General features: G+C 56.5%; 21 protein-coding genes, 1 tRNA gene and 1 other RNA gene. 17 read left to right on the forward strand and 6 right to left on the reverse strand.

What is annotated here, in order from left to right; translation table 11 throughout:
• Positions 1-184: 184 nt before the first annotated feature.
• The 11 genes from adk to Y5S_RS13820 all read left to right on the forward strand — a co-directional run bounded on the left by adk (position 185) and on the right by Y5S_RS13820 (position 12272).
• Positions 185-841, forward strand: coding sequence for an adenylate kinase (gene adk, locus Y5S_RS13770; RefSeq protein WP_035233754.1), 657 nt, complete (start codon positions 185-187; stop codon positions 839-841).
• Between the two features lie 1050 nt (positions 842-1891).
• Complete coding sequence (locus Y5S_RS13775) at positions 1892-2638, forward strand: hypothetical protein (protein ID WP_035233755.1); 747 nt, start codon at positions 1892-1894, stop codon at positions 2636-2638.
• 369 nt (positions 2639-3007) lie between these two features.
• Positions 3008-3238 (forward strand): bacterioferritin-associated ferredoxin, encoded by a 231-nt coding sequence (locus tag Y5S_RS19515; RefSeq protein WP_081939780.1) that lies wholly within the window; start codon positions 3008-3010, stop codon positions 3236-3238.
• 130 nt (positions 3239-3368) lie between these two features.
• Entirely contained in the window at positions 3369-3848 is a 480-nt protein-coding gene (gene bfr, locus Y5S_RS13780; RefSeq protein WP_035233756.1) for a bacterioferritin, read from the forward strand.
• Positions 3849-3942: 94 nt separating this feature from the next.
• A tRNA-Arg gene (locus Y5S_RS13785) sits at positions 3943-4019 on the forward strand.
• Between the two features lie 371 nt (positions 4020-4390).
• Entirely contained in the window at positions 4391-4645 is a 255-nt protein-coding gene (locus Y5S_RS13790; RefSeq protein WP_052041615.1) for an OadG family protein, read from the forward strand.
• 13 nt (positions 4646-4658) lie between these two features.
• Positions 4659-6452 (forward strand): sodium-extruding oxaloacetate decarboxylase subunit alpha, encoded by a 1794-nt coding sequence (oadA, locus tag Y5S_RS13795; protein WP_035233758.1) that lies wholly within the window; start codon positions 4659-4661, stop codon positions 6450-6452.
• Entirely contained in the window at positions 6445-7743 is a 1299-nt protein-coding gene (locus Y5S_RS13800; protein ID WP_035233759.1) for a sodium ion-translocating decarboxylase subunit beta, read from the forward strand. The genes oadA and Y5S_RS13800 overlap by 8 nt, the downstream gene beginning before the upstream one ends.
• A 138-nt stretch (positions 7744-7881) precedes the next feature.
• Positions 7882-8916: a dihydroorotase gene (pyrC, locus tag Y5S_RS13805; protein WP_035233760.1), complete on the forward strand. Its 1035-nt coding sequence runs from the start codon at positions 7882-7884 to the stop codon at positions 8914-8916.
• Positions 8916-9938 (forward strand): CobW family GTP-binding protein, encoded by a 1023-nt coding sequence (locus tag Y5S_RS13810; RefSeq protein WP_035233761.1) that lies wholly within the window; start codon positions 8916-8918, stop codon positions 9936-9938. Before pyrC ends, Y5S_RS13810 begins: the two co-directional genes overlap by 1 nt.
• A gap of 183 nt (positions 9939-10121) precedes the next feature.
• Positions 10122-12272: an acetyl-CoA hydrolase/transferase C-terminal domain-containing protein gene (locus Y5S_RS13820; RefSeq protein ID WP_065130321.1), complete on the forward strand. Its 2151-nt coding sequence runs from the start codon at positions 10122-10124 to the stop codon at positions 12270-12272.
• 67 nt (positions 12273-12339) lie between these two features.
• On the opposite strand, the gene Y5S_RS13825 is transcribed toward Y5S_RS13820, so the two are convergent.
• The 5 genes from Y5S_RS13825 to Y5S_RS13845 all read right to left on the reverse strand — a co-directional run bounded on the left by Y5S_RS13825 (position 12340) and on the right by Y5S_RS13845 (position 16156).
• The gene (locus tag Y5S_RS13825) at positions 12340-12876 is read right to left on the reverse strand and encodes a DUF4282 domain-containing protein (protein ID WP_035233763.1); all 537 of its coding nucleotides are present in this window, start codon (positions 12874-12876) and stop codon (positions 12340-12342) included.
• Positions 12870-13904, reverse strand: coding sequence for a DUF2804 domain-containing protein (locus Y5S_RS13830; protein ID WP_035233764.1), 1035 nt, complete (start codon positions 13902-13904; stop codon positions 12870-12872). Before Y5S_RS13830 ends, Y5S_RS13825 begins: the two co-directional genes overlap by 7 nt.
• Positions 13901-14713: a DUF1853 family protein gene (locus tag Y5S_RS19215; protein ID WP_052041616.1), complete on the reverse strand. Its 813-nt coding sequence runs from the start codon at positions 14711-14713 to the stop codon at positions 13901-13903. The genes Y5S_RS13830 and Y5S_RS19215 overlap by 4 nt, the downstream gene beginning before the upstream one ends.
• Positions 14710-15258, reverse strand: a complete 549-nt coding sequence (locus tag Y5S_RS13840) for a PadR family transcriptional regulator (RefSeq protein ID WP_035233765.1) — start codon at positions 15256-15258, stop codon at positions 14710-14712. Before Y5S_RS13840 ends, Y5S_RS19215 begins: the two co-directional genes overlap by 4 nt.
• A gap of 208 nt (positions 15259-15466) precedes the next feature.
• Positions 15467-16156: a hypothetical protein gene (locus tag Y5S_RS13845; RefSeq protein ID WP_035233766.1), complete on the reverse strand. Its 690-nt coding sequence runs from the start codon at positions 16154-16156 to the stop codon at positions 15467-15469.
• Positions 16157-16296: 140 nt separating this feature from the next.
• On the opposite strand from Y5S_RS13845, the gene Y5S_RS13850 reads away from it, so the two are divergent.
• The 5 genes from Y5S_RS13850 (at position 16297) to Y5S_RS13870 (ending at position 20801) form a co-directional block, all read left to right on the forward strand.
• The gene (locus Y5S_RS13850) at positions 16297-16764 is read left to right on the forward strand and encodes a YbjN domain-containing protein (RefSeq protein ID WP_035233767.1); all 468 of its coding nucleotides are present in this window, start codon (positions 16297-16299) and stop codon (positions 16762-16764) included.
• Between the two features lies 1 nt (position 16765).
• Positions 16766-17431 carry a 2OG-Fe(II) oxygenase gene (locus Y5S_RS13855; RefSeq protein WP_035233768.1) on the forward strand — a complete coding sequence of 222 codons (666 nt, stop codon included), beginning with the start codon at positions 16766-16768 and terminating at the stop codon, positions 17429-17431.
• Positions 17389-19434: a hypothetical protein gene (locus Y5S_RS13860; protein WP_035233769.1), complete on the forward strand. Its 2046-nt coding sequence runs from the start codon at positions 17389-17391 to the stop codon at positions 19432-19434. The genes Y5S_RS13855 and Y5S_RS13860 overlap by 43 nt, the downstream gene beginning before the upstream one ends.
• Before the next feature lie 202 nt (positions 19435-19636).
• Positions 19637-20086 (forward strand): Hsp20 family protein, encoded by a 450-nt coding sequence (locus Y5S_RS13865; protein WP_035233770.1) that lies wholly within the window; start codon positions 19637-19639, stop codon positions 20084-20086.
• Between the two features lie 196 nt (positions 20087-20282).
• On the forward strand, positions 20283-20801 hold the full coding sequence (locus Y5S_RS13870) for a hypothetical protein (protein WP_035233771.1): 519 nt from the start codon (positions 20283-20285) through the stop codon (positions 20799-20801).
• Positions 20802-20889: 88 nt separating this feature from the next.
• Here Y5S_RS13870 and gap read toward each other — a convergent pair whose 3' ends face one another.
• On the reverse strand, positions 20890-21906 hold the full coding sequence (gap, locus tag Y5S_RS13875; RefSeq protein ID WP_035233773.1) for a type I glyceraldehyde-3-phosphate dehydrogenase: 1017 nt from the start codon (positions 21904-21906) through the stop codon (positions 20890-20892).
• Between the two features lie 160 nt (positions 21907-22066).
• Here gap and ffs point away from each other — a divergent pair.
• Positions 22067-22163, forward strand: an RNA gene (gene ffs, locus Y5S_RS19310) — signal recognition particle sRNA small type.
• Positions 22164-22199: the final 36 nt, after the last annotated feature.

Consider the following 22199-nt stretch of genomic DNA (forward strand, 5'->3'; position numbering starts at 1 on the left):
CCTTGTGGAGAAACGGGCCTCAGGGTAAAGTTGCACCTCTTCGGAGGCCCTTGGGGTCTGTTGTTGTTGCCTCTGATGGCACTGAAATGCCCGAAAATAGGGCGTTTGGAGCCCGGGGAACGGCTGGTTATCCCGGCACAACAGAACGTTGCCTCTTCAGAATCACAGTAAGATGGAGAATCCTATGCGTGTCATCCTGCTTGGTGCTCCCGGTGCGGGCAAGGGCACCCAGGCGCAGTTCATCAAGGAACAATTTGGTATTCCACAGATTTCCACCGGTGACATGCTGCGTGCTGCGGTAAAGGCAGGAACGCCTCTGGGACTGGAAGCCAAGAAAGTGATGGATGCGGGTGGTCTGGTTTCTGACGACATCATTCTGGGGCTGGTGAAAGAGCGTATTACCGAGAGTGATTGTGCTGCGGGTTTCCTGTTCGACGGCTTTCCTCGCACCATTCCCCAGGCTCAGGCTCTGGTAGAGCAGGGCGTAGACATCGATTACGTTGTGGAAATCGATGTGGACGATGAAGAAATTATTGAGCGCCTCAGCGGTCGCCGGGTCCATCCCGCCTCGGGTCGGGTTTACCACGTGAAGTACAATCCGCCGAAAGAAGCGGGCAAAGACGATGAAACCGGTGAAGAGCTGGTTCAGCGCGATGACGACCAGGAAGAGACGGTTCGCAAGCGTCTGGAAGTATATCAGGCTCAGACTCGCCCTCTGGTTGATTTCTACCAGGATCTGGCCGCCAAAGGTGAAGCGAATGCACCGAGCTATGTCCGTGTGGCAGGTGTGGGCTCTGTGGACGATATCCGTGACCGGGTTCTGGCCGGCCTGAAAGGCTGATCGAATCAGGATCGCTAAAAAGGGAGGCTTCGGCCTCCCTTTTTTGTTGATGGCCAAGTGAAACTCAACGTAATGGCCCGTGAATAGCAGAGTCTTAACCGCCCCCTGGTCAGGATAAAACTGTTTCTACCACAGAGCACACAGAGTTCACGCAGGAAAGAGGGGGCTGTGATCTCTATGTGCCCTGTAGTGAAAATGCCTTTGATCCAGGCTCATTATCGCGCGGCACCGAACTCAGCGAAGAAACGCCTGCCAAGGCGGCCCAAAGGGGGCGCGTAGCGAATAACCGACACATCCTGCGCAAGGCTGCAATCGGTACGCTGGGGGCAGTAGCGAGGCTCCCCATCCTGGTTTCCCGATAATCTGCGATGAACCTTTCTTACCGCATCCGCCGGATCCGGATTTCACCTGGCCCGGTATTTATTCTAAAAGGCGCTGCCTGACTCAGTACCGGAGCGTTCTGGTCGCGGGATTATGGAAGTAGAGCATCTTTCCCCGACTGGCAGAATTTGTATCAGCTTTGTAGCGACGCAACCCGATTCCCTGTCGCGGATTTTCCCTTTCCCATGTTTGCTTGTGCATCAAAATGCAAATAAATGGCTCAGTCATACTGTCACCGTTCTACTCATTTTAACGTTGGGATTAGAAGCCTTTGTGCGGACTCTCCCCGAGCTTGTGGGAGTTTTTGGCGATGAGTTTTCCTGGTTGCGGACGTTTCTTTATTCTCCCCGCCGGTGAAGCAGCAGTTGATGTGGTGCTTTAAAGGGAGAGGGATCAAAGCAGGTCAGTGCTTTTCTGGACGGAAATTAACTGCGTTTTTGCCATTGGTTTTCCGGTAAGCAATGCTTTTTTGTGAGAACCGGGGAGGAGAAAAGAGACAGAAAAATCCGGCAATGGATAACGAAAAAAGTCCGGGCAGGAGTAAAGAAAAATTAACGGAATGAAAAATGAAAATTGAATTGATCAAATAATGTACCAACCGAAATTTTTTTATGCTATTTTTCTCTTGTCGCAGTAATGATGACAACGCTATAGCTTAGGAGATCAATCATGGCTCGAGCAAAAAAAGCCGCCGCAAAAAAAACTGCGGCTCGTAAACCAGCAGCAAAGAAAACTGCAGCGGCCAAGGCTCCGGCCCTGCCGAAGTCCGTAACTAATGCTGAAGCTAGTGTGAAACTGCAACAGAAAGCAGTGGATCAGGCACAGAAAAAAGTCGCTCAGGCGCAAACCAAGCTGGATAAGCACCGTGCCAAGGTCGATGGCGAAAATGCCAAGCTGACCAAGCTGCGTGCTGATACAACAGCCAAACGTGACAAGGCCAAAGCGAAGCCGACTGCGGCAGCCAAACGTGCAGTAGAAACTGCGCGTGGCAAGCTGAATACAGTTCGACTGAAGCTTCAGGATATTCGTGCGGAAGCCAAACTGATCCGTGCGGAAATTGCCGCGGCCAAGAAAGTCGTTACCCGCGAAGTGAAAAAGCTGCGCACTGCAGAACGCAACCTGAAAGCCAAACTGCGTGAGCATGAGCGTAAACTGGCCAAGAAAGTAAAGGCTGAGCAGAAGAAAGCAGAAGCGAAGGCCAAGGCTGCTGCCAAGCGTGAAGCGGCGAAAGCCAAACGTGCAGCCAAGAAGAAGGCTGCAGCGCCGAAGCGTAAAAAAGCCGCAGCCAAGAAAGCCTCCACTCGCAAGGCTCCTGCCAAGAAGAAAGCTGCAGCCAAGAAAGCGGCTGTTCGCAAGGCTCCTGCCAAGAAAGCTGCGCGTAAGCGTCCAGCGGCCAAGGCGAAAGCCAAGTCCTGATCGGTTCCCGATCTGGAAAGTAAAAAGAGCCCCGCTTTGCGGGGCTTTTTTTATGCTTCAGCGCGGATTAGCGGGAATGAGAGAGGGGAATAAGCACAGGACGCAGAACCCTGCCTAAGTCGCCAAAAGCCTGGGGGCCATGATTCAACTGTGGGAGCGACGGTTGCGTCGCGATGCCCTGGCACCGGCCTTTCGCGGTCGAACGCCCGCTCCCACAGGAGATGAAACCGCAAGAGCTCTCGGGTCGGGATACCCACTGTAGGGCTGCCGGGGGATGAGGGGAGCATAGAAGAAAACGATAACCACGAAAGTAGTTGATAATGATTCGCGTTAGGGTTAGCATCTCCTCCAGAGATTGAGGAATGGCGTATGTACGTTTGTATTTGTAAGGGCATTACTGACAACCAAATACGGGAAGCGGTCGAAAACGGCTGCGATAGCCTGCGTGATCTTCGTCGGGAACTTGGGGTTGGAAGTCAGTGTGGTAAATGTGCCCGTCACGCCCGTCAGGAACTGCGTGAGGCCCGTAGCGCAAGCCAGGCGTCCTCTTTCTCGCATTCTTCCCCTGAGCCGGTCATGTTCTGGCCGCAACCGGCATAAAAATCGTTCTCATTTCCATAAGCGCTTGTATTGAAAGCGCTTTCCTCCTGCTTCGTCCTTGTTTCCGTCGCCCTGTTGCTGAACAATAGGGTTCGATTCTTTATTTAGACTCAGCGGACGGAGATTCCCCATGAAAGGCGACGCCAAAGCCATTGAGTACCTTAACCGGGCACTCGGTAATGAACTGGTCGCGATCAACCAGTACTTTCTTCACGCCAAGATGTACAAGGATTGGGGGCTGCAGGCCCTGTATGAAAAGGAATACCACGAGTCCATTGATGAAATGAAGCATGCCGACTGGCTGGTAGAGCGGATTCTGTTTCTGGAAGGTATTCCGAATCTGCAAGATCTCGGCAAGTTGATGATTGGTGAAAACACCAAGGAAATGCTGGAGTGTGACCTCAAGCTGGAAAAGATTGCGGTTCCTGATTTGCGCGAAGGGATTGCCTATGCCGAGTCTATCCAGGATTACATCACTCGGGATCTGCTCAAACGTATCCTCGAATCTGAGGAAGAGCACATTGATTGGCTGGAAACTCAGCTCAATTTGATCAACCTGGTTGGCATCGAAAACTACCTGCAAAAACAAATGGAGCCAGAAGAAGACTGATTGCTGAACTTTTGAGCGATCTGCGCTTGACTCATGAAGAGGCTTTCGGAATAATGCGCAGCCTCTCGGGGCGATACAGCAACGAGATGGAAAAGCGCTGGTAGCTCAGCTGGATAGAGCATCTGGCTACGAACCAGAAGGTCGGGGGTTCGACTCCTCCCCAGCGCGCCATACAGACGAAGGGCTTGCAGAGATGCAGGCCCTTTTCTGTTTCTGGCCCTCCCATAATTCAGCGTTAACCTCACCTTTTCTTCTGCGGATCTTCTTCCCCTCATTGGCGGTGAACATGCCCTGAGTGCTTCGTTGGTGCTATCTGTCTGCACCGCTTGTGGGCAGAGTGCAACTGAATTGATCAAAACCACCAAAACCTCTTCCTGGTACTACAGACGTCTCATTGCGAATTGTCGACAATCCGCTTACATTCCGCGAAATCACTGATGCGGATGCTTGGTCAGCGGCATACAGGCGAAACCGTTTGATCTGCTGTTTCTCAAGACCAAGGCTTCGGTGAAACTGCTAACGGAATCGTTAAGGAGTGTTCCATGGACTCACTGATGTCCCAGGGCCTCGAGCTCATGATGGTTGGCATGGGTGTGGTGTTTGTTTTCCTCATCGTTCTGGTGGGGATTACCACCTTGATGTCATCGCTGGTTCAGCGATTAGGACGGGCACCTGTAGCTTCTGTCACTACACCCTCCAACCCGACACCCTCCGCTACTACGGATATACCCTCTGCAGCGGTGATCAAAGCCATCGAGCAGGCCGTGCGTCAGCACCGGCAGTCTTCCCAGTCATAATCCGGAAATCATCATGAGTAAGAAACTTGGCATCACTGATGTGGTGCTCCGCGATGCCCATCAGTCCCTGTTCGCAACCCGCATGCGTCTTGACGATATGCTGCCGATCGCTGCCGAACTGGATGAAATCGGTTTCTGGTCCCTGGAGTCATGGGGAGGAGCCACATTTGATGCCTGTATCCGTTATCTGGGTGAGGATCCCTGGGAGCGTATCCGTGAGCTGAAAAAGGCCATGCCCAATACGCCGCAACAAATGTTGCTGCGTGGCCAGAATCTGCTGGGTTATCGCCATTATGCGGATGATGTGGTCGATGCCTTTGTGGAGCGTGCCGCTGAAAATGGCGTGGATGTATTCCGCGTGTTTGATGCCATGAATGATATGCGCAATATCGAACGCGCTATCGCGGCGGTGGTGAAGCAGGGAAAGCATGCCCAGGGAACCATCGCCTATACCGTTAGCCCGGTGCACACCATGGATATGTGGGTGGAGCAGGGCAGGGTGATTGAACAGATGGGTGCCCATTCCGTCGCCATCAAGGATATGGCGGGTCTGCTGCGCCCGAATGATGCGTTTGAGCTGGTTTCTCGCCTGAAGGCTGCTCTGACAATTCCGGTACACATGCAGTGCCATGCCACCACCGGCCTCTCGACCGCCACCGCGCTGAAAGCATCGGAGGCCGGAATTGATAACGTGGACACGGCAATCTCGTCCATGTCGATGACCTATGGCCATAGCCCTACCGAGTCGGTTGTTGCCATGCTTGAAGGCACGGACCGGGACACCGGCCTTGATCTGAAGAAGCTGAACAAGATAGCCAGTTACTTCCGTGACGTGCGCAAGAAGTACGCGAAGTTTGAAGGCAGCCTGCGTGGCGTGGATGCACGAATCCTGGTAGCACAGGTGCCGGGCGGTATGCTCACCAATATGGAAAGCCAACTGAAGGAGCAGGGGGCGGCAGATCGTTTTGATGAAGTCCTGGAAGAAATTCCTGCTGTGCGCAAGGACTTGGGCTATATCCCGCTGGTGACACCAACCTCCCAGATTGTCGGAACCCAGGCCGTGCTGAATGTGCTCTCCGGTGAGCGCTACAAGGTGCTCAGCAAGGAAACCCAAGGCGTATTGCGCGGCGAATATGGTGCGGCTCCGGCTCCCTTCAATAGCGACCTGCAGTCCCGTGCACTGGATGGTGATGAGCCTGTGACCTGTCGCCCGGCGGACTTGATCGATAACGAAATGGACAGCCTGCGCGATGAAGTAGCCGCATTGGCCAGTGAAAAAGGGCTGACGCTGTCTGCAGGTGAGCGTCGTGATGATGATGTTCTGACCTATGCGTTGTTTCCCCAGATCGGTTTGCGCTTCCTGGAGAAGCGGGGTGATGCATCCGCCTTTGAACCGGTGCCTACCGGTGAGGTCGCGCCGGTGGCGGCTGCCGCCAACAGCGAAGGGGTTTACACCGTCGAAGTAGAGGGCAAGCAGTACACAGTCAAGGTCAGTGATGGCGGCGATGTTACCGGGATCAAATCCCTCGGTGCCGGTAGTGCTGCCGCGCCGGCCGCACCGGTAGTGGGTGATCCTGCCAACAGTGTGCCGGTACCCGCTCCGTTGGCAGGGAACATCTTCAAAGTGCTGGTAAAACCTGGTGATCGTATTGCCGAAGGGCAGAAAATCATGGTGCTGGAAGCCATGAAAATGGAAACCGATGTGTCCACGCCGGAGGCGGGCATTGTTACCGAGGTGCTGGTCAAGGAAGGCGACGGTGTGACGGTTGGCCAGACCTTGCTGAGCGTGGAGCCTGCTCATGGATAAGCTGGAAACGTTGTGGACCAGTACCGGGCTCTATCACATGAGCGGCGGCCAGCTGATCATGATGCTGGTGTGTCTGGGATTGCTGTGGTTGGCCGTCCACAAGAAGTTTGAGCCGTTGCTGCTGGTGCCCATTGGTTTTGGCGGCATTCTCGCCAACATACCCATGGCCGGGCTGGCGGAATCCGCCATCAGTCAGGCGCTGCATTTCGGTGACCAGAACCTGCTGGCCAGCATGGCCCAGGTATTGGGCATGGATGTGGAGGCGGGACGCCAGGCCCTCTACAAGGCGGCTGAAGCGGCGGGGCCTGCTGTTCACGACCAGCTGCATCATCTGGCGGTCAAGGCCAACTACGGTGACGGTATTCTGTACCTGATTTACACCGCGGGTTTGACGACAGGGATCTTCCCGCTGCTGATCTTCATGGGCGTGGGAGCCATGACGGATTTCGGTCCGCTACTGGCTAACCCGCGTACCCTGTTGCTGGGGGCAGCGGCTCAGTTCGGTATTTTTGCCGCTCTGCTGGGGGCGTTGGCGTTAAACTGGCTGGGGCTGGACTTCAGTCTGCAGGACGCGGCGGCTATCGGCATTATCGGTGGCGCTGACGGCCCAACCTCCATTTACGTGACCACCAAATTGGCACCGGAATTACTGGGGGCCATCGCGGTGGCGGCCTATTCCTACATGGCGCTGGTACCCATCATCCAGCCGCCGATCATTCGCGCCCTGACCAACGAAAACGAGCGCAAGATCAAGATGGAGCAGCTGCGCCCGGTGAGTCAGGTGGAAAAGATTCTGTTCCCGGTTTTGCTGTTGATTCTGGTGGCGCTGGTGCTGCCCGATGCCGCTCCGCTGCTGGGTATGTTCTGCTTCGGTAACCTGATGAAAGAATCCGGGGTGGTGAATCGTTTGGTGGATACCACCAGCAATGCCCTGATCAATGTGGTCACCATCATGCTGGGGCTGGCGGTAGGCTCCAAGCTTAGCGCGGAAAAATTCCTGGTGGTGGAGACCCTGGGGATTCTGGCGCTGGGTTTGGCCGCCTTTATGATTGGTACCGCTACAGGGGTGCTGATGGCCAAGCTGTTGAATCGCCTCAGCCACCACCCGGTGAATCCCATTATCGGTGCGGCCGGGGTATCTGCGGTACCCATGGCAGCCCGGGTGGCAAACAAGGTCGGCCTTGAATCCAATCCGCATAATTTCCTGCTGATGCATGCCATGGGGCCCAATGTGGCTGGCGTCATTGGTTCTGCTGTGGCCGCGGGGGTGTTGTTGAACTTCGCTGGCTAATGCTTCGGCGGTGGGGGCTTGCTTCCACCGCTTGCTTTCCTTGTTCCGCTTCCGTTCTGTCTGATTCCTGCTGCGCCCCTGGTTGCCAATTTGCGTTACACTACGCCCCCGAATTGATCTCGGCCAAATAGGTGACCCATGACTGATACCCTGACCATTACCCGTCCTGATGACTGGCATCTGCATTTCCGCGATGGAGAGATGCTGGAGGAGACGGTGCCGGCCACGGCCAATGTGTTTGGTCGGGCTATCGTCATGCCGAACCTCACGCCACCAGTGAACAGCGTGGCCCAGGCGGCGGCCTACCGTGAGCGCATTCTTGCCCAGGTGCCCGCTGGTGTGACCTTTGAGCCGTTGATGGTGTTGTACCTGACAGACAGTACCCCGGTGGAAGAGGTGGCTCGCGCTGCGCAAAGCGACTTCGTTCATGCCTTCAAATTGTATCCGGCAGGTGCCACGACCAACTCCGACAGTGGTGTGACCGACCCGGGCAAGATTACCCATCTCTATGAGGCTATGGAGAAGTACGATGTGCCGCTGCTGGTTCACGGTGAAGTGACCGATGCGGATATCGATATTTTTGACCGGGAAAAAATCTTTATTGATCGTTACCTGAGTGATATTCGCAGCCAGTTCCCGGCCCTGCGGATTGTGTTCGAACATGTCACCACTGCTGAGGCAGTGCATTTTGTGCAGGAAGTGAACGATCTTACTGCCGCGACCGTGACGCCTCAGCACCTGCTCATGAATCGTAATGATCTGTTGGTTGGCGGTGTGCGACCTCACAACTACTGTTTGCCTATTCTCAAGCGACGTCAGCATCAGGAAGTGATCCAGCAAGCTGTGCTGGAAGGCCACCACCGTTTCTTCCTTGGCACTGACTCAGCTCCCCACGCCCGTAACAAGAAAGAGGCGGCGTGTGGCTGTGCTGGGTGCTATTCCGCCCGCGCCGCATTGCCGTTGTATGCCACCTTCCTGGATCAACACAATGCGCTGGACAAGCTGGAAGGTTTTGCCAGCCATTTCGGTGCCGATTTTTACCGCTTGCCGCGTCATAGCGACACCGTGACGCTGGTGCGCAAGCCCTGGTCGGTTCCCGAGCTGGTTGATGCAGCCGGTGAGCCGATGGTGCCGTTCTATGCAGGTCAGGAGCTGCCCTGGTCGCTGGCTTGATGATGGATCGTATACCGGTAGTGGTGCTGACTGGATTTCTTGGTAGCGGCAAGACCACCCAGCTGAACGCCTGGCTACAGCAGCGGCAGGATCTGGCCGTGCTGATCAATGAAATGGGCGACATCGGTATTGATCAGCATTTGACGGCGCAATCTGGCGTGCCGGTGACGTTGCTGGCAGGTGGATGCGTATGCTGTGTGGTGCAGGGTTCACTGTCCTCGACGCTCCGCAATCTGTTTATGGCGCGCAAGAACGGCGATATTCCCGCGTTCACCCGGATCGTGCTGGAAACCACTGGTGCGGCGGAGCCCTCGGGCGTGCTGGCTCCCCTGGAGCAGGATGCCTGGCTGAAAAAGCGCTTCTACTGCCAGTCTGTGCTGACGGTGGTGAATGTTGCCGCCGGTGTGGACTCCATTCAGCGCCATCCGGAGTGCCTTGAGCAAATCCAGGCAGCGGATGTGCTGTTGTTGTCACGAACCGATCAGGTCGATGGCGCGAGGCTGGTCGGCTTTCAGCAACAACTTGTCGCGCTGAATCGTGAGGCCGATCAGGTATCAACGCCGGCGGCGGCAGAGCTGTTGGAGCGTCAGTTTGAGCGGCGCTGCCGTATTACGGGGCGTCTCAGCATTGTTGCGCCGGAGTCATCGTCTTTTGCTCCCCGGGTTAGTGAGCCGTTGCCTACCTCCTCCTCCCGCCACCAGCTTTACAGTGCTGCTTTGATCTGGGCACATGGGTTGAGCTGGGTGCACTGGCAGGCTGCATTACAGCAGCTGGCTGGCCAGTGCGGTGATGCCCTGGTACGGGTGAAAGGTCTGCTTCGCGTGGAAGGCCTGGACGGTCCTCTGCTGGTTCAATGGGTGGGCACGGCCGAACCTGAACTGACCCCCATGAATCAGTGGCCGGATGGCGATACTCAAACGCGTCTGGTATTGATTGTGCGTCATGACGATCCTGATTTTGTCCATCAACAAATGGCACACTGGCAATCATTGCTGACACAGCTCCTTGCCTCTGGCCACTGATACGGGCTTGTTTCCTGACGGGGATTCCTTTCCCGCTATCGCGCCCATTGCACTGGTTGATATGCTGGTGTTTGATCATCAAACAGGATCGATCTGCAGTGGCCGAATCGGGATTTATCTGCTGGGTCTGATCCTGGCGACCTGTGTGTCAAAACTTCCTCGCACTGACAAAAAGGGAATGCTGTGACCGAACGGATGGAAAGTGTTGAGCGTGCCGTTGATGCGGTAATCGAAAAAACCGGTGGCGACATTCGTCTGGCCATGCCGCTGGGTTTGGGTAAACCCAACCGCTTCGTTAACGCGCTTTATCGCCGGGTTGAGCAGGATGACAGCCTGTCACTGGATATTTTCACCGCGTTGTCGCTTGGGCGGCCTGGTGCCGGTAGCGATCTTGAAAGCCGTTTCCTGAAACCCTTCGCGGAGCGGGTGTTCGGGGATTACGAAGAGCTGGCGTATCTCAAGCCGGTAAAGAAAGGCTCATTGCCAGACAACATCCGTGTGTTTGAGTTCTTCTTTCAGCCAGGCAGCATGCTTGGCAGTGACGGTGCCCAGCAGCACTACATCAGCAGTAACTACACCCACGTAGCCCGAGACCTGAATGCCCGAGGCATTAATGTGGTGGCCCAGTTGCTGGCCCATCGTCAGGTGGAAGGCAGTGACGAGTACAGTTTTTCCTGTAACCCTGAAGTGACGCTGGATCTGATGCCGTTGTTGCTGGCGCGCAGGGAGGCCGGTGAGACCATTGTTTCAGTCGGTCAGATTCACCGTGATTTGCCGTTCATGGAAAATGATGCCCGGCTGGATGACTGGCTGCCGCACATGGATATTCTGGTAGATGACCCGCAGGGCCACAGCCGGTTATTCAGCACACCCAACATGCCTGTGAATGTGCAGGATCATTTTGTTGGCTTGCATGCCAGCACGCTGATTCGTGATGGCGGGACTCTTCAGATTGGTATTGGTGCACTAGGCGATGCCCTGGTCCACCATTTGCGCCTGCGTGATCAGGACAATCAACGTTACCTGCGCCCGTTGAAGGATTGGGGCATTCCCGATGCGCAACAACAGATGATCGATCAGGAAGGTGGCACAGGCGCTTTCCGCGAAGGTCTGTATGGCTGCAGCGAGATGGTGACCCACGGTTTGTTGCAGCTGGTTCACGACGGCATTATCCGCCGCCCGGTGTACGATTGGGAGCCGCTGCAGCAGTTGGAGATGCATGAACCAACGTTGCCCGGGCTGGCCTTGCTCGATGCCTTGCGTGAGCAGTCCGCTATCAGCCGGCGTCTGGATCGTGCCCAAATTCGAGCCTTGAAGCGTTTTGGTATTTTCCGCGAGGGAGTGAGCAAGCAGGGCGATGAGCTTGAGCTTCCCAACGGTGTGCGGATTGCCAATGACCTTGATGACCGTGCCAGCCGCGAAGCGTTGAAAGCGGTATTCGGTGATCGTCTGCGTGGCGGCATCGTGATGCACGGTGGCTTCTTTCTTGGCCCGGAAGCGTTCTACCAGCGATTACGCGAGATGGACGAGGCCCAGCGTTCGGCTATTAACATGACGCGCATCAGCTTTGTGAACCACTTGTATGGCGATGAGGGTCTCAAGCGCCTGCAGCGCCAGGATGCCCGTTTTGTGAATACCGCCTTCACCGTCACCTTGCTGGGTGCAGGGGTAGCGGATCAAATTGATGACGGGCGTGTCCTGAGCGGGGTTGGGGGACAGTACAACTTCGTTAGCCAGGCCCATGAGCTGGAAGGTGCCCGCTCTGTTCTCATGGTGCGGGCATGGCGGGAAAGGGCCAGCGAGGCCATGAGTAATGTGGTCTTTGGTTATGCCCACAATACCATCCCGCGTCATCTTCGAGACGTAGTGGTGACGGAATATGGTGTCGCTGATCTGCGCGGCAAGACCGATGAAGAGGTGGTCATGGCCATGTTGAATGTGTCTGACAGTCGTTTCCAGATTGCACTAATGGAAGAGGCCCAGGCGGCAGGCAAGCTACGCAAGGACTACCAGATTCCGGAAGCGCACCGGCGCAATAACCCAGAGCATCTCCATGACATTGCCGCGAGCTGTGGCGACACCAGTTTCCCGTTATTCCCCCTGGGAGCAGATTTCACAAACACGGAGCAGCGTCTGCTCAAGGCGCTGACCTGGCTTAAGGAAAAAGTGAGTCACAAGGAATACATGGAACTGGGCAACAAGGCATTGTTTCATGAAGGTAGTGAAACAGAGTTTGCAGAGGAGCTGAAACGGATGGAGTTAAGTGATCCGGATGGGGTAAAGGAGCATCTCTATCAGCGTTTGCTGCTCACTGCTCTGGAAGCCGCTGGCTAAGCTCAGGTTTGGCATATCTCTGGCGTGAGCCTGTACTTGCGAGTAACAGGCTCACACTAGCCGAGAATTATTCCGGTTTGTCCTTCTGGTTTTTCCGGCTTTCTTCCTTGCGCGGTGGTCGCTCGGCTTTGGGGGTAGGGGAGCGCCCTGAGAGTACCCGCCAGAATGGAATGCGGCGGGTCACAGAGACCATTTCATCCACCGTGTCGCCAATGCCCGACAGGCGATCGACAGTGTCGCGGAGCCCCACCAGTTCATCCACGTGTTCGGAAATCTTGAACACCACCATGTAGAACTCAAGCAACGCCCGCAGCACAGATGCCAGTACCAGAAACGTTACGGGTGCGGCGACAAAGAAATAGAAAAGACCACGCCAGGTCGAGGCCATGAAGGCTTCCACGCAAAGGTACAGCAGTCCCATGGCAATCGCAGCCAGTGCAATGCCGTACACTCCCGGCAGCACCTGAATGATCATGTACTTGTCGAAGCGGAAATTGAACAGCTCTCGCCAGTATTGAACGATCCAGAAAAAACCTCGACGCAGTTTTTCGTTCACTTTTCTTGGCGGTGCCTCTTGGGCTTCAGGATTTTTGTTGTCTACCATTTCGCGTATTGCTCCTCGACGAAGCCAAAGCGGTTGCTGATGGCAATGGTGCTGCCGTCATCAAGACGCAGCTCGCCATCAAAGCGACCGAAAAGTTGATTGAAGTTACTGGCGAACAAACCCAGGTTCAGGCGTTCGCGATGATTGCCGCTGGGGGTAAAGGTCAGATCCACACGACCACACAGGCTGCGGATGCGCCAGGGCTGCATCAGATCATCACGCTGATAATCGAACATGACCCCGTCAGTAGGAATCATGACGTCGTCCACCCACAGGCAGTTTTCCGAGAAGGTGGTTTCGTTAACCCCGCAGGACAGGTTCAGGCCGATGCGTTTGCCATCGGCTTCTGTGGACAGACAAGCCCAGTTCCAGAAGGTTTCCCGGCGCATATAACCGGCGGAAAAATCATGATGACCACATGCGCCCAACGCTTCCAGTGTTTGGGTGTTGCCCGCTCGAGTCAGCGTGCCGGTCACGGTTTTGCCGGCCACCTTATTGGCATAGACCCAACCATTGACACCGGTACGGGTGCAAAGGGACATGGGCTGATAGTCACTGCCTTCTTCCATGGTCGCCTGCAATTGCAGGCCATCCAGTGCAATGGCCAGAGTTTTGGTCAGGGCTCCATTGTTGTCCTGGTAGCCTAGCTCGATATCCACCCCTTTCTGTTGAAAACGGCTACGCCCTTCGCGAGGCGAGTTGGACATTTGCAAATCGCGGCCCAGCGGGGAGCGCCAGGTGTACTCTTTCAGCGTGCCGGTTTTGGGTTCGAAGACATAGAAAAATGCCATGCCCAGCCAGGCGGTGTGTGCCAGGGCACAGCCTGCCAAAAGATCATCACTGATGATGCCGAAGTACTGGAACTGCTTGTAATGAAAATGGCGCGCCATGGCACCGGCCCGGCTGCCCATGGGGGTGCGATAATCCGCATCGCGACCATTCACCAGAGAAACAGTGTCAGGGAAAACGCCCAATGCTACCTGTCCCCGGTCGTTCACTAACGGGGAAGGTTGAGGTTGAAAATTCATGCGTGAGGCCAGCTGACAGGGACAATAAAACCCGGCTCAGGGCGCAGTGTGGAGCAGACCATGAGCGGACGTGATTGAGCCTCAACATAGTCAATGAGCTCTGGCGTATCAATAAAAGTGGTACTTTTGTCCGACATTGATGGAGTGGGCCAGTTTTTCTTCTCAATGATCCGCCAGCGTTGTTGTGGAAGGGTGCGTGCTGGTAGCCACCAGCCTCTTTCATGATGTGGATGACGAAGCGGTTCCTCCGGGTGTCCATTGCGGTAGAAAAGCCTTCCCCGGGTAAGCAATGCCTGGCCGTTGACCTTCAATCCGCGCTGCGCCAGCAGCTTTCGTGATGCAGGGAGTAAACTGCGCGGCAATTGCTGTTCAAACAAGTGTTTGTGCTTGCGTTCCAGCGTGTCCCGGCTGTTAGGGCCGTACCACTGTTCGGGTGTGCCAAGATAGAACTTCAGGGCCAGTTCCCAGTGCCAGAGTTTGCCGCTTTCCAGATCGCGCACCAACATATCCAGCTCACCGAGCGTGGTCTGGCCGTCCCGAATGGGCAGGTTTCTCTCCACCAGTTCCAGTCCTTCACTGGCGCACACCAAAGCCGCCACCCATTGCTCAAACGCCAGACCCAACCGCTGGGGTTGACTGGTTTCTGCAAGCCATTCGGCGGCACGATTTATCAGACCGGGGTCTCGTTGCCATTCACGCTGCAACTGAAGGCCGGCATCCGCATAAGGTGGGCAAGCTAGCAAGGAGGGAGCCTGAACCAGCCAGCTTAGCTGGCCATGCAGACTCCCGTTGACCGGAGCTGTGATCATGCAGAGGTGGGCAGGTCTTCCCGTTTGCGCAGTTCGGCACGGACCTCATCCGCCCAGCTCAACCAGGCGCGTTGGTCGAGAATGCCACGGCGCAAGGTCAGGTAGGTGTAAGTGTCCTTTTCACTGTTACGCTCGGACAGTGCCTGGGCAAGCTCCTCAAAGGTGCTTAGTCGCTCGCGGCGCAGGTCGGCCTGATCTTCCAGTTCCCGAAGCACGGCTGACGGCTCACTAAGGGCACCACCAGCAATTTTCACCATGAAGGCGTCACGAATGCGGGGTGGGGCTGCGGGTTTGCGCAGCCAGCGAATCAATTCATCACGGCCGGCTTCGGTAATGCGATAGAGTTTTTTGTCTGGTTTGCCGTCTTGGGGAATATGGCGGTACTTCACCATATCCTGCTCATTCAGTTTGCCCAGTTCCAGATAGATCTGTTGATGCGTGGCGTTCCAGACCAGGCCGATGCTGTTGGCAAACTCGCGAGCGAGGTCGTAACCGCTGGCTTCTTGATCTTGTAGCAATACAAGTATGGCATGGCGCAAAGACACGGCTGACTCCTCGTCCTGATTAAATATAGGTAATACCATATTGATAGTAGAGAGCCGTGTTATTGCTGCGCAATCCGTTGAATAAGTAGTTTTGTAAAAACTTGGTGAGATTGCCCTTCAGTAGTTGTCCTGTGTAAGTATTTGTTATTAAAAGACGTGCACTATGTAGGTCGAGTTATTCAGTGGGCAACGGCCTGTGCGACGAGTGTCAACGCTGCCGTTCTGCGAATGCCATGAGCATGCTGGCCTGGTACTGGGCTGATGCCGTGAGTTGGTCGTTGTCGAGCTTGGGGACCAGATTATGGATCAGGCTGCGGGAGGCCTTGCGGGTGGTCTCTACTCCCACGCTGGCCAGTTTACGCAGCACAGGACCGAACCCCAGCAGGGCCATGGGTTCCTCGAAGTACCAGCGGATGGTTTCGTTGGTGATATCGAGCAGATACTCCTCCAGCTCACGGCGGGCCTCGTCGTATTCGCCATTGGCGCATAAATCGGGCAGGTTGTTGCCCTTGAGTGCCATGCTTTCGCTCACAGGAAAAGCCACATACCAGCCCTCGCCCTGGCTGCCTGGCTGGCGAATCGTGTCCATGTACTGTGCCGCCGCCTTGTTTTGTTCCAGATCCATCTTTTTGGCACTACGGCCGATCACCAGAGAGGTGGCCTTGCTGATGGTCTGGCAGGTCATGTTAACCACTCGAAACATGCTGGCAGACAAACCCGCCGCTTCGGCGGCGCGCACCATGAAGGAGTGCAGGGCTTCGTCAATGAAAATGCCCATGATGGCTTCAATTTCCTTGGGCTCCGGCTTGCTGGCACCGCCTTGCATGTGATTGATGAAGGCCTCGGTTTTGCTGTGCAGGGTCTCGCTGGACAGGAAAGCCACGTGGGGTATTGTCATTCTTGTTCTCCTCAGGCTGGAAGAAAGGATGATACGCGTGGGGATTTGATTGCCCAATGACCAAAATTGCCCATTTTCTATTCCTTTTTGGCTGCCGATAGATGATGATTCGCGGCCATTGCTGGGTGTAAGGAGCAAGCATGTTAGGCGTCATTCAGGTGGATGCAGACCAGGTTAAACAGTGGTTACTGCAAGCCAATATCCAACATTATATCTGCGAACATTGTCATGGCTTGCACCTGTCTGAGTTGCAGGGCCGTGAAGGCGTGGTGGATTCCCGCCTGTTTGTGGAAGAGGATGGCGTGCTGCTCACCACCGAACTGGAGGTACGTCCGGCTGCACTGTTTGCTGTTCAGGCTGAGCTTAGCCGCCTTAACATGGCTTATCCTTCTATCAAGCTGTTCCTCGACGTCAATGACGATTCTCTGCCGCGCCTGGTGGCCTGCGATCTGCTGCTGAGTCGTCGTGGTATTACCTTCGATCAGTTCATCTATTTTGTGCAGGCTACGGTGGATGCCACGCTGCAGCTGATGGATGAGTGTCAGGAATATCACTGGCTGATCTGGCCGGATGAGATGGACAGTCCTCCTGGTGAGGCGCTGCACTGACATGCATGAGAACGCGGATCTGGTCGGCGGGGTAGGCGGTGGTCACCTTGATGGTCTGATCGAATCCCTGGTGCGACAAGGCTTTGCTGTGTCACCGGGCTTTGCGCCGCTCTCATTAGTACGCGCCTTGCGCAAGGAAGCCATGGAACGCGATCAGTTGGGTGAATTTCGTCTTGCCGGCATTGGTCGCCGTCAGGATCACCAGAAAGACACCCGTGTACGCAGCGATCGGACCTGCTGGCTCAAGTCAGAAACCCTGGCCCAGTGTCAGTGGCTGGAGCACATGGAAGCACTGCGCCTTGCCGTCAACCAATCCTTGTATATGGGGTTGTTCGAACTGGAGTCCCACTTTGCTATCTATGGGCCGGGGGATTATTACCAGCGACATCTCGATGCCTTTAACGGCAACAATGGACGCTTGTTGTCGGTGGTGTTGTACCTGAACGAAGGCTGGCAGAGTGAATGGGGTGGTCGGTTACGTATCTGGCCGGAGCCGGATGCCACATCTGTTGCCACTGAAGTCGAGCCGGTAGCAGGCACCCTGGTGGCTTTCCTGAGCGAGAAAATTCCCCACGAAGTCTTGGCAGCCACGCAGGAACGCTACAGTATTGCGGGATGGTTCCGATGCAACAACACCACCGCCGACTGGCTCGATCCGCCACGCTGATCCTGGCAAGTCTCCTGCTTGCCGGGACGGTGCGTGGCGAGCTGTGTGGTGAGCCTGGCCGTGATGGCACAGCTCCAGTCGGCGACATCATCAATACCTACTTCACCGGCCCCGATTCGCAAACGTTAACGGCCGGCACGCGCACTTTTCTTCTTGCCCGCGCCCGTGGCGCGACACCCTTGATGGCGGGTGACCTGGCGTTGCTTATGCAGGTGCAGGGTGCTGCGATTGTGAGTCGCAATGATGCCCGCTACGGACAAGTTCAAAGTCAGCAGCTCCATGCTGAATGGGTGCGTATTGAGCACCTGGAAGGAAGCACGCTTCGGGTTCGCGGTGCTGGAACCGGAGGGGGGCTGCTCTATACCTACGTCAATGAGCCTGCCACAGCGGAAACCGGGCGACGACGCTGGCAGCTGGTGCGGGTGCCCCAGTATGACAGCCTGTCCCTGTCGCAGGATCTCAAACCGTTGCCCTGGGATGGATTTACCGGCGGCGTGTTGGCATTGGATGTGCGTCGCAAACTGGAGCTCAATGGTCATCAACTGGATGTTTCTGCGGCAGGTTTGAGAGGCGCGCCGGCGGTGTCCCTGTTGGGGGCACTGGGAAGCCCGGAGGATTGGCGCTACACCAGCCCCAGCAAGGCCGACCGTGATGTGGCCTACGGTCATCATGGCAGCAAAGGTGAGGGCATTGCCGGAACGCCAGTGATGTTGCTTGATGAGGAATCCGGGTATCCGGGTGGCGACATGGCACGGGGCGCGCCCGCCACGGCGGGGGGCGGAGGCAATGCTCTGGATCTTTCTCACCGGGCTTTTGCTAGTGGCGGTGGCGCGGGTAATGGGCGAAAGGGTCAGGATGGCCTGCCTGCGAACGGTGGTGGTAAAGGGGGAGGTGTGGCTCCCCGAGGCCTGGTAATGGGCAGTGGGGGCGGCGCGGCGGCCCGTAACAAGGGCGAAGGTGGAGACGGCGGCCATGGTGGCGGGCTGCTGTTGGTGCGCACGTCAGGGCTGTTGGGCCCCGGTGCCCTGCAATTGTCCGGCGGCCCCGGTAGTGTAGCGGGCAAGGCCGGTGGTGGCGGTGGTAGTGGCGGCACCTTGTGGCTGGATATGCCGGCGGGATCCCTGTTGCCAGTGACCCTGGCGTTGCAGGGAGGCAAAGGCAGTGCCGGCGGTGGCGATGGCGGGGAAGGCCAGCGGCTTGCTGCGGGTCCACAGCCGTGGCCGGGGTTTGCATCCTGGTCGGTGTCCGGTGCGTTGGCGGGCTATCAATGTCGTCCGGCCGGGCACTGGGTATCGGGTGTGATATTCGAGGATAACGGCGCGGCCAATCCTGGTGCCGCCTTCAATGCACGGCAGGATGATGGTGAGCGGCCTCTTGCTGAGGTGAGCGTTTCCCTGACCGACAATCGGGGCGTCACTCTGGCGGATGTCAGCGGGGATGCTGGAGGTATCAGTTTGCGGCTGTCTGAAGCACAGAGCCGGGGGCAGCCGATGACATTGTCCGTGGCGTTGCCGGATAACTGGTTACTTCCCGTGATTCCTGTCGTTCAGGGGGTAGCTGGTCGTACCCAGGGGCGGCAGGTTTCCTGGGCGCTCAAGGCGCAGCCGGATCGCCATTCCGGGCCGCTTCAGCTGGGGCTGGTGGCCATGCCCGAATGGCGGGCACCGGGTGAGCAGCGGGTTTCTCCAGGTGGCAAAGTCGTGCTGACGTTCCGTTATCGAGCCACGCTCACCGGGCAGGTGCAGTTTCTGGGTGCAGATCACAAGGATAGCGGTTTCCTGATGGATCGCGCCTGCACCGGTGATAGCGAGCGCTGGCAAAGTGGCAGTAGTCCGCGTTGGGCTGTGACTGCTGGCGAGGAGCTGTGCGTCAGGGTGCCGGTGGCGGTAGCAGACCAACCGCTGGAGCTGACCATGGAGGCGCTGACCTATCCGGCACGTGCACCAGAAGATTTCCAGGTGCCGAAACAGCAGGCCACAGCCCGCATCAGCATTGTGCGTTGAGTGCCGTCACGTTATTCAACACTTCTCTTTTTCCGCGCCTCCCTTGAAAACGTTTTTGCCGGCCCCACTACTTTATTCGTGACAAGACCGGTCTGAAGTGTCTGCCCCGAGTGGCAGCTGCTTCCTGTCGCGCCAATCTGATGATTAACCATGATGCAGTGGATGCCTGCGGGGTCTGCTGTTGATGATGAGGATTTGTGTGATGAATACTGGATTTTCCCTGGCTCCCCTTTTTCGCCATTCCGTAGGTTTCGACCGCTTTGATGAGCTGCTGGATGCGGCCTTGCGGGCAGATCAATCCAGCGGCTACCCACCTTATGACATTATTCGCGAAAAGGATGGTTGCTACCGTATCGTGATGGCAGTAGCAGGATTCCGGCGCAGCGACATGGAAATTACGGTTCAGGAGAACGAACTACGTATCCGTGGCGGGCTTTCTGACCCGGGCGAGGAGGGTCGAACCTGGCTACATCGTGGCATAGCACGCCGTGCGTTTGAGCGTACTTTCAAGCTGGCCGATCATGTGGAAGTCGCCTCAGCGAGCCTGGATGATGGCTTGTTGACGGTGACCCTCAATCGGGTGATTCCGGAAGAGAAAAAGCCCCGCATCATCCCGGTGGACGGCGAAACAGCGCCTACAAAAAGCAATTAATTGCTAACAGTTTGTGACGCGGATTTTGTGACACAGTAAAGGGGCCGGAATGGCCCCTTTTTGCTACCTTGATTCTGCAAATACGGGTCGTCAGCTCGTTTCCGCAGGTGCGACAGCCCGTATTGGGTATTGCCTTCGAGCTCTGGTCAGGATGATCAGGACCGGCAACATTGTCAGCCACAGGGAGCGGCACGCAATGAAACGTATCTATTACTTCACCAAGTCTCTGGCCTCAGTGCGAGGCATCACCAATGAGCTGCAGCAGGCGGGGATTGGCGAGAACCGCCTCCACGTCATGGGCAACGACACCATGGCCATTGCCCAGGCCCATGTCCATGGCACTACCCCCTGGGAAGAAACCGACATCATGCATTCCGGTTTTGTCGGTGCACTGACAGGAATGGGGGTGGGGTTGCTGGCGGGTTTCCTGCTGGCCGGTCTTGATCCCTGGGGCATGCAGCTTGATAGCGGCACCATCATCGGCGCGACTCTGTTTGGTACCTGCTTTGGTGCCTGGCTAGGCGGTTTGCATGGTGTGTCCAGTCAGAACCATCACCTCACACCCTATATGGATCGGGTGATGGAGGGTGATTATCTGATGATGGTGGACGCTGACGATGATGCCCAGGCTGGCAAGATTGAGAAGGTCATGGCTGGTCATCGTCATGAGGCCGAAGAAGCGGGCCGTGAGGAACATTTCAGCCCCTTTGATTGATGGCGCGCCGGAGTCGACTGGGCCCGACGCGCATGGTCCTCAAGCCTGAGCTAACCCTTCTGTCGCAAGTGTTCCATGCGGCCAGGCGTCACACGCTCATCCAGTAGTTGGCCACATCCAGCATCCGTTGGCTGAATCCCCATTCATTGTCGTACCAGGCCAGTAACTTGGTTTGCTGGCCTATCTGGCGCGTGTGGTTGGTGTCCACGATGCATGAGAAGGGTTGATGGTTGAAGTCACCGGATACCAGCGGGATGTGGTTGATGGCCATGATGCCTTGCAGTGGGCCATGGGCGGCATTACTCAGGGCCTCGTGGATCTCCGCCACAGTGGCGGGCTTGTCGAGCAGCACGGTCAAGTCGGTTAACGATACATTGAGTGTGGGAACGCGCACTGCCAGGCCATCCAGCTTGCCGGCCAGATGCGGTAGCACCTTGCCGACCGCCTTGGCTGCTCCGGTGCTGGTGGGAATCATGTTGACTGCTGCCGCGCGGGCTCGCAGCAAATCGCCATGGGCCTTGTCCACCAGGTTTTGGTCATTGGTATAGCTGTGGATCGTGGTCATCAAGCCTTGCCGTACGGTAAAAGCCTGATCGAGCACGTCCACCAGTGGGGCAAGGCAGTTAGTGGTGCAGGAGGCATTGGAGACGATGTGGTGATCCCGGCTCAGGCATTCATGGTTGACCCCGTAAACCACCATGGCGTCTGCATCCTCTACCGGGTAGCTGCAAAGCACTCGTGGTGCGCCGGCGTGTAGATGATCTTGCAGGGCACCGTGGGTCTTGAATTTGCCCGCGCACTCGATCACCAGGTCCGGTTTCAGGCTATGCCAGGGCAGGTCGGTGAGTTCTCGATGTGAGGTGCAGGGGATGCGCTGGCCGTCGATTTCCATATAGCCGTTGTCGTAGTGCACCGAATGTTGCCAGCGGCCATGGGTGCTGTCGAAAGCCAGCAAATGGGCCAGTACCTCAAAATCAGCCAGGTCATTGATGCCGACCAGGGTAAACCGGTTCCCGGCAGGGTGGTCGTGCAGAGCACGGACAATGCAGCGGCCAATACGGCCGAAGCCATTGATAGCAATGCGAATTTTACTGTTCTCGCTCATGGTGCAGTCTCCCTCTACGCCATGTTTTCAGTGTAGACCTGTGGCCGGGTTGATCAAGCTTTGTTCAGACAGACGGCAGATTCTTGCAAAGCATCGCCGCTTTGGAGCACAATGCGCCCTCGCTTCGTGGCCGCCAGGCCCTTGCGCGTTATGGTCGACCCGTCGGTCCCCCCGCAACGACAAGCTGTAAACCCCGCCAGGCCCGGAAGGGAGCAACGGTAGCAGTGGACTCGTGTGCCGGGGTGTGGCTGGCGGGAAGACCTCCATAACGCCGCTTCAGGCAACATTCTTCT

This window comes from Alcanivorax nanhaiticus (assembly GCF_000756665.1).
Classification (GTDB): Bacteria; Pseudomonadota; Gammaproteobacteria; order Pseudomonadales; family Alcanivoracaceae; genus Alcanivorax; species Alcanivorax nanhaiticus.

Bases quoted from the DNA above. Each gene is read 5' to 3' on its own strand.
- Y5S_RS13860 (WP_035233769.1), top strand. From the start codon at position 17,389: ATGCAACAACACCACCGCCGACTGGCTCGATCCGCCACGCTGATCCTG.
- bfr (WP_035233756.1), top strand. From the start codon at position 3,369: ATGAAAGGCGACGCCAAAGCCATTGAGTACCTTAACCGGGCACTCGGT.
- Y5S_RS13845 (WP_035233766.1), bottom strand. From the start codon at position 16,156: ATGACAATACCCCACGTGGCTTTCCTGTCCAGCGAGACCCTGCACAGC.
- Y5S_RS13865 (WP_035233770.1), top strand. From the start codon at position 19,637: ATGAATACTGGATTTTCCCTGGCTCCCCTTTTTCGCCATTCCGTAGGT.
- Y5S_RS13855 (WP_035233768.1), top strand. From the start codon at position 16,766: ATGCATGAGAACGCGGATCTGGTCGGCGGGGTAGGCGGTGGTCACCTT.
- Y5S_RS19215 (WP_052041616.1), bottom strand. From the start codon at position 14,713: ATGATCACAGCTCCGGTCAACGGGAGTCTGCATGGCCAGCTAAGCTGG.
- Y5S_RS13870 (WP_035233771.1), top strand. From the start codon at position 20,283: ATGAAACGTATCTATTACTTCACCAAGTCTCTGGCCTCAGTGCGAGGC.
- Y5S_RS13830 (WP_035233764.1), bottom strand. From the start codon at position 13,904: ATGAATTTTCAACCTCAACCTTCCCCGTTAGTGAACGACCGGGGACAG.
- Y5S_RS13825 (WP_035233763.1), bottom strand. From the start codon at position 12,876: ATGGTAGACAACAAAAATCCTGAAGCCCAAGAGGCACCGCCAAGAAAA.
- adk (WP_035233754.1), top strand. From the start codon at position 185: ATGCGTGTCATCCTGCTTGGTGCTCCCGGTGCGGGCAAGGGCACCCAG.
- oadA (WP_035233758.1), top strand. From the start codon at position 4,659: ATGAGTAAGAAACTTGGCATCACTGATGTGGTGCTCCGCGATGCCCAT.
- Y5S_RS13800 (WP_035233759.1), top strand. From the start codon at position 6,445: ATGGATAAGCTGGAAACGTTGTGGACCAGTACCGGGCTCTATCACATG.
- Y5S_RS19515 (WP_081939780.1), top strand. From the start codon at position 3,008: ATGTACGTTTGTATTTGTAAGGGCATTACTGACAACCAAATACGGGAA.
- gap (WP_035233773.1), bottom strand. From the start codon at position 21,906: ATGAGCGAGAACAGTAAAATTCGCATTGCTATCAATGGCTTCGGCCGT.
- Y5S_RS13850 (WP_035233767.1), top strand. From the start codon at position 16,297: ATGTTAGGCGTCATTCAGGTGGATGCAGACCAGGTTAAACAGTGGTTA.
- pyrC (WP_035233760.1), top strand. From the start codon at position 7,882: ATGACTGATACCCTGACCATTACCCGTCCTGATGACTGGCATCTGCAT.
- Y5S_RS13790 (WP_052041615.1), top strand. From the start codon at position 4,391: ATGGACTCACTGATGTCCCAGGGCCTCGAGCTCATGATGGTTGGCATG.
- Y5S_RS13810 (WP_035233761.1), top strand. From the start codon at position 8,916: ATGATGGATCGTATACCGGTAGTGGTGCTGACTGGATTTCTTGGTAGC.
- Y5S_RS13775 (WP_035233755.1), top strand. From the start codon at position 1,892: ATGGCTCGAGCAAAAAAAGCCGCCGCAAAAAAAACTGCGGCTCGTAAA.